At 67.2% G+C, this 6121-nt stretch carries 4 protein-coding genes and 2 pseudogenes; 4 read left to right on the top strand and 2 right to left on the bottom strand.

What is annotated here, in order from left to right; all coding sequences use genetic code 11:
* Positions 1-684, bottom strand: a pseudogene (locus ACFXB5_RS30825) (helix-turn-helix transcriptional regulator); the annotation flags it as partial.
* Positions 685-842: 158 nt separating this feature from the next.
* On the opposite strand from ACFXB5_RS30825, the gene ACFXB5_RS30820 reads away from it, so the two are divergent.
* The 3 genes and pseudogenes from ACFXB5_RS30820 to ACFXB5_RS30810 all read left to right on the top strand — a co-directional run bounded on the left by ACFXB5_RS30820 (position 843) and on the right by ACFXB5_RS30810 (position 3545).
* Positions 843-1265: a VOC family protein gene (locus tag ACFXB5_RS30820; RefSeq protein ID WP_385213805.1), complete on the top strand. Its 423-nt coding sequence runs from the start codon at positions 843-845 to the stop codon at positions 1263-1265.
* A gap of 96 nt (positions 1266-1361) precedes the next feature.
* Positions 1362-2393, top strand: a complete 1032-nt coding sequence (locus ACFXB5_RS30815) for an aldo/keto reductase (protein WP_385213802.1) — start codon at positions 1362-1364, stop codon at positions 2391-2393.
* Between the two features lie 7 nt (positions 2394-2400).
* A pseudogene (locus ACFXB5_RS30810) lies at positions 2401-3545 on the top strand (winged helix DNA-binding domain-containing protein).
* A gap of 146 nt (positions 3546-3691) precedes the next feature.
* Here the strand turns inward: ACFXB5_RS30810 and ACFXB5_RS30805 are convergent.
* Positions 3692-4534, bottom strand: coding sequence for a MerR family transcriptional regulator (locus ACFXB5_RS30805; protein WP_385213800.1), 843 nt, complete (start codon positions 4532-4534; stop codon positions 3692-3694).
* A 528-nt stretch (positions 4535-5062) separates the two neighbouring features.
* Between ACFXB5_RS30805 and ACFXB5_RS30800 the strand changes: the two genes are divergently transcribed.
* Positions 5063-6100: a LuxR C-terminal-related transcriptional regulator gene (locus ACFXB5_RS30800; RefSeq protein ID WP_385213798.1), complete on the top strand. Its 1038-nt coding sequence runs from the start codon at positions 5063-5065 to the stop codon at positions 6098-6100.
* Positions 6101-6121: the final 21 nt, after the last annotated feature.

Raw genomic sequence — 6121 nt, 5'->3', positions numbered from 1 at the left:
AGCGTGCGATCGCAAGGCGCCGGAGCGCTCTCGTGGCGGAGCCACGTGGGCGTTTCGGCAACGCGGCGAGAGGGGGCACCTCCCAGCGGTAGCTGGGGGAGCGTGCCAGGGGTCGCACGCCCGGCCGGGGATATGACACAGGCTCTGACCAGATGGTGGGGTTGTACTCGGCGAGGGTTGTCCGCTGAGGTGCTCGGGCCCGGCGTGTAGTCGAGGCGCAGTTCCTCGCGGGCGTGGATGGCGCGGCTCAGATCCACCAGGACCTGAGCGTCGATCTGAGGGGTGTCGCGGGCCGCAGGCGGTGGGACGGCGGTGATACGCAGCAGGTCGATGCGGTGGCGAAGGCGGGGTGGCATGGCCTGGCGGAGGGTGGCCAGGGCGCGGGCGGCGTCTTCGGCAACGGTGGTGCCGGTGGCCGCGGTCTGCAGCGCGATGGCCGGGGCGACGGCCTGGCCATCGTCAAACAGCATGGGAGGCATATGGGTTGCCGGCCACCAGGCGGTAGCCGCCGGACGGCCCTTTGAAGGTCGTGATCCAGTAGCCGAGTTCACGCAGGCGGTCGATGTCACGGCGCACGGTGCGCGAGGTGATGTCGAGACGCTCGGCGAGATCCTCGCCGGACCAGTCACGGTGCGTTTGGAGCAGCGAGAGCAGTGCGAGCAGCCGTGAGGACGTCTTATGCATAAGACGCATTCTCACCGCAGTAGAGGAAACAACCTGTCCTCTACCTCCGTCATAGTCACATACCAACCGTTCAGGAGGCATCCTCCTGGTCACGGCAGCCGCCGCTGGCGCTTGGGTAGTCGGCGGTGTATTCGCCGCATCGAGGCAAGGAGCAGGTTATGTCCGTCACGACCACCACTCACCTCAACTTCCGGGGCACCGCACGGGAAGCGCTGGACTTCTACCGGTCCGTCTTCGGCGGACGTACCGTCGTGGTCACCTACAAGGACGCGGGCGCTGTGCAGCATGAGAGCGAGGCGGACTGGGTGATGTGGGGCGAGGTGGTCGGCGACAACGGCTTCCACGTCATGGCCTACGACGTGCCCTCGCAGTTGCCCTGGAACCAGGGCGAGAACCCGTTCTTCGTCTCCGTACGTGGTGACGACGCCGAGGAGATCACCGCCCTGTGGGGCAAGCTCGCCGAGGGCTCGGCCATCGTGCGTCCGCTGGAGCCTGCGCAGTGGGCGCCGCTGTACGGCATGCTCACCGACCGGTTCGGCGTCACCTGGGTCCTGGACATCACCGCCCCGTACAACGGCTGAGCCGGCCGAACTGACCATACCTTCGCCGTCCGGGCCGCTGCGTCCCGGACGGCGCGGGCACCGCACGCTTACCACAGTGGAAGGAAACGGGGCACCATGCGGATGCGGAAGCTGGGACGGACCGGCATCGAAGTCAGCGCCTACTGCCTGGGCACCATGATGTTCGGCAAGATGGGCAATCCGGATCACGACGACTGCGCGCGTATGATCCACCGGGCGCTCGACGCGGGCATCAATTTCGTCGACACCGCCGACGTCTACGGTTACAGCGAGACCGAGGAGATCGTCGGGCGGGCCCTCGAAGGACGCCGCGACGAGGTCGTGCTGGCGACCAAGTTCAACGGCCCGATGGGCGAGAGCCCCAACCGCGGCGGCAGCTCCCGGCGCTGGATCATCCAGGCGGTCGAGGGCTCGCTGAAGCGGCTGCGGACCGACTACATCGACCTCTACCAAATCCACCACCCCGACCCGCACACCGACATCGAGGAAACTCTCTCCGCGCTCACCGACCTCGTGCGTGCCGGGAAGGTCCGCGCGATCGGCTCCTCCAACCTGCCGGCCTCGGAAATCGTCGAAGCCCAGTGGGTGTCCCAACAGCGCGGCCTGCACCGCCTGCGAACCGAGCAGCCCACCTACTCCATACTCAACCGCGGCATCGAGCGCGAGGTCCTGCCCACCTGCCGCCGCTACGGCCTGGGAGTTCTGGTGTGGAGTCCGCTGTCCGCGGGACTGCTCACCGGCCGCTACCGCAAGAACGCCCCGCGGCCCACAGGCGTCCGCATGCAGTGGGTCCCCCGGCACCTCACCGACGAACGCAAGCTTGATGCCGTTGAGCAACTGCTCACTCTCGCCGAAGCAGCCGGCCACTCCCTCCCCCGCCTGGCCATGGCCTTCGCCACCAGCCACCCCGACGTCACCGCCGCCATCATCGGCCCACGCACCATGGACCAGCTCGACAACCTGCTCGCCGGCGCCACCGTCACCCTGGGCGACGACATCCTCGACAAGATCGACACCATCGTCCCGCCCGGCACCGACATCAGCCCTCTGGACATCTCCTACACACCCCCCTCCCTCAACCGCACGGACCTGCGCCGACGCCCGCCCCACGAGCGAGCCGCAGCCTGAGAACGGCATGACCGTCCTCGACAGCCGCGCCCTCAACCGCACCACCCTCGCCCGCCAGCACCTGCTCACGCGCGGTGACACAGCTGTGCCAGAGGCGGTGGCCCACCTGTGCGGCCTGCAAGCGCAAGAGCCCCAGGAACCCTTCATCGGGCTGTGGTCCCGCCTGACTGACTTCAAGCCCGAGCAACTGGACGAAGCGCTGACCGGCCGCAGGGTGGTGCGCACCCACCTGATGCGCCGCACCGTCCACCTCGTCACCTCCGACCACGCACTCGCCTGGCGAGCCCGTCACGACACCATGCTGCGCGGGCGAGTCCTGGGAACCTACCGGCGCGAACTGGCCGGCATCGACGTGGACGAGGTCGCCGCCGCCGGCCGCGCGGTCATGGCCGACCAGCGGCCCCGCACCATGCGCGAGCTCGTAAATGCCCTCGAAGACCGCTGGCCCAGCCCGCCTCGCCGCGTCCTGGGCGAGCTGCTCATCGCAGCCCTCATCCCCATGGCCCAGCTCCCGCCCCGCGGTCTGTGGCACCAGAGTGCCGGCGTGCGCAACCTGCCGTTGGCCACCTGGCTGGAACGGGACATCGCCCCCTCCCCGCCGATGACACCGATCCCGTCGGGCAGCAGCTGCTACGCCGCTACCTCGCCGCCTACGGGCCCGCCGCCAGCTCAGACCTACGTGCTTGGTGCGGCCTCGCGGGGCTTCCCGCCGCCATCAAAGCCGTCCGAGAAGAACTCGTTGTCTTCCGCGACGAACGCGGCCGCGAACTGCTCGATCTACCCGACGCGCCCCGCCCCCACCCCGACACCCCGGCCCCCGTCCGGTTCCTACCGGCCTTCGACAACGCCATCCTCGGCTACCACGACCGCAGCCGCATCATCGACACCCCTCACCTCGGCCTGTCCGTCGCGGGCCACCGCACGGTCCTTGTCGACGGCCGCGCCACCCTCACCCTCACCACAGGCATCCCCTCTCCAAGACCCTGCGACACTCCACCCTCACCCAAGCCGACCCCCGCAGCAGCCGCCATCCACACTGGCCCACCTGGCTGCGATCACACCGCGACCACCCCAACCAGCACCACAGCCCGCTCAGGGCGAGACGCCAGTACCAGCAGGCCCGTGGCTGAGTTGCCGGCCCTCCAGGGCTGATGAGTGTCAGCGGCCGGTCCGGAGTCCCCACGTACGGCCAGTTGAGATGTCACTCTCGGTTTCGGATTGACCGGTTCCTGATGTGCCCGGTCACGTACAGGTGGACGCGATGGGATGCCGGCCAGGTCGGTAGCGGGCACAGGCGATCAGCTGTCTGCGCTGGCGTCTTGGGCGACGAGTTGTGCCACGCGTTCCATGCAGCGCATCCGGGCAGGAGAGAAGTCGTAGGGCATCTTGGTGATCGCCTCCGAGGCGCCCATCCGCGTGTCCTCCTCCTCTGCCAGGTCGGCGTCGTAGGTCTCGAAGAGTTCGTCATCGGCCGCGTCCAGCCCGGCTGCCGTGATGGCCTGCATGAGGGTCATGTGGTGGGTGTATCGCTGTACGGCGATTTCCTCGACGCGCGGGTCATCGGGGTCGACGCCGTCGTCGAGGGCGGCCTCGGCCTCGTCGAGACGGTCCTCCTCGGCCCGTAGGCCGGGATGGGTGGCCAGCACGATGTACACGCCGGCCTGTAGTGCGGAGCCGAGCGGACCGAAGATCCGTTCCGTGACCAGCAGGGCCTCCATGTCGGAGGCGCGCAACGCGCCAGGGGGCAGGTGGCTGAGCCGATCCGTCACCAGCTCGGAGAGCAGGCCCTGCGGGCTGCCCACGGCCCGCAGGCGCCCGACGGCGGCGCGCCGACGTTTGATGTCGGCCTCCTGGGCAGCCAGGGATTCCTCCAGCCGGCCCAGGGTCTCCTCGATGTCCCCGGATTCGTCGAAGGCGGCTCGCATGTCGTCCAGACTGATGCCGACCTCCGCCATTCTGCGGATCCACAACAGGCGGATCATGTCGTCGTAGCCGTAGCGGCGGCGGCCGTCTCCGCCGCGCTCGGGTTCCGGCAGCAGACCGATCTGGTGGTAGTGGCGGATAGCGCGTGGGGTGGTCCCGGCGAAGGCGGCAGCAGCGCCGATCTTGACCTGGCGGGGCGGTGTGACGAACGGGTACATCGCAGACGGAGCCTTTCGTGCTGTGGTGCCTCGACGACACCACATGCCGCTACGGCAGGAGCAACACAACACACCACCCGGGTTCCACCGACCGCGAGGTCCTCGCCACCGCCGGAACCGATCACTGTGACGAGGCATCCCGCATCCCACTGGCAGACCTCCGCGCCCTCATCCGCCGGCCGTTGTGTGTCACGAATTAGCACGCAGAGTGACATCGGCGGCCAGATAACTCCCCACCAAGTAGCCCGCCGCTGGGGAATTCCAACTGACTGCCGACACCGGTCCGAAGACCTCGTACTCGCGAAGGGTGTGGAGTAGGTGACTCTGGTACCAGATCAACGTCCGGTCCAGGAATTCGGCCGTTCGCGGCGCCGGTGCCGGATGTGGCGGGCGCGGGCGAACTGACGTGGTGATGGCCGTTCGGCCGTTTTGTAAGTGACGGTTTCGCGCTCTTGCGCCGTTAGTGGCTGTTGGTGATCTTGTTGGTCTATTGGGACGGTCTTCAATTCCCGAAAGGGGAACAGAGTCATGTCCACGTGCCCCACAAACCTGGAAGCCGACAAAACCACCGATGCTGACAGTCGTCTGATGGTCGCCCTGTATGCCCTCGCGGCAGCCCGGGAAAGCGTCTCCCGCAACGAACTCTTGCAACTCGCGGACGCCTCGCCCGATGAGGCCGGACAGGCGATCGACAGGCTGCTCCAGCTCAAGGTGCTCACCGGCAAGCCCGGAGACCCCGTTCGCCTCGTACCCGTGGCGCCGGCCACCGCCTTCACCCAACTTCTTTTGCCGGCGATCAGGGAACTGCGCGAACGGCAGACGACGATCAACGAAGTGAGCGCGCAACTGGTGGATCTGCTTCCCGTCTACGAGAAAAGCGTCATGAAAGACGTAAGGGAACACTCATTGCACCGCCTCGACAATGTGGATGCCGTCCGCCTGACCGTGTCCGAACTCTCGGCCCGCGCTACCAGGGAGATCCTCGTCTCTCAACCTGGCGGTCCTCGCCCCGAACCCGTCCTCAAGGAGGCAACGGACCGTGCCGTAGGCGTGCTTGAGCGTGGTGTACGCACGCGTACGCTCTATCAGTACACGGCGCAGTTTCATCAGCCCACTGTCGACCACGTCTCGCTGCTTGTCGAGCACGGCGCCGAAGTCCGCGTTGTTACACAAGTGTTCATGCAGCTCATCGTCTTCGACCGCGAAGTCGCCCTCGTCGAGCTGGTTGGAAACCCCAAAGGCGCCTTGCTCATACGTGACCTGAGCGTCATCCACTTCCTGATCGGCGCCTTCGAGCGGGCTTGGGACAAAGCCCTGCCATTCCCGCCCGCCTATGAGCGGGAACAGATGCTGTTCAGCTCGGAGGAGATGAAGACGGCGATCGTGGAACTGCTCGTCGAGGGCTACGACGACAAGGTTGTCGCCAAGCGTCTCGGTATCTCCCTACGCACCTTCCAGCGCCACTTGGCCGCAGTTCTGCGCCGTATCGGGGCCCACAACCGGCTCCACGCCGGCTACCTGCTACGCGATCTCGGCATCCTCCACGAGAAGCGCGCCCAACAGTAAATTCGGCGATTCGCACGGTAG

The sequence above is a fragment of the Streptomyces sp. NPDC059455 genome (genome assembly GCF_042750115.1).
Classification (GTDB): Bacteria; Actinomycetota; Actinomycetes; order Streptomycetales; family Streptomycetaceae; genus Streptomyces; species Streptomyces endocoffeicus.
Note: the sequence above shows the minus strand (reverse complement) of the source record. Positions and strands in the feature narration are given on the sequence as shown.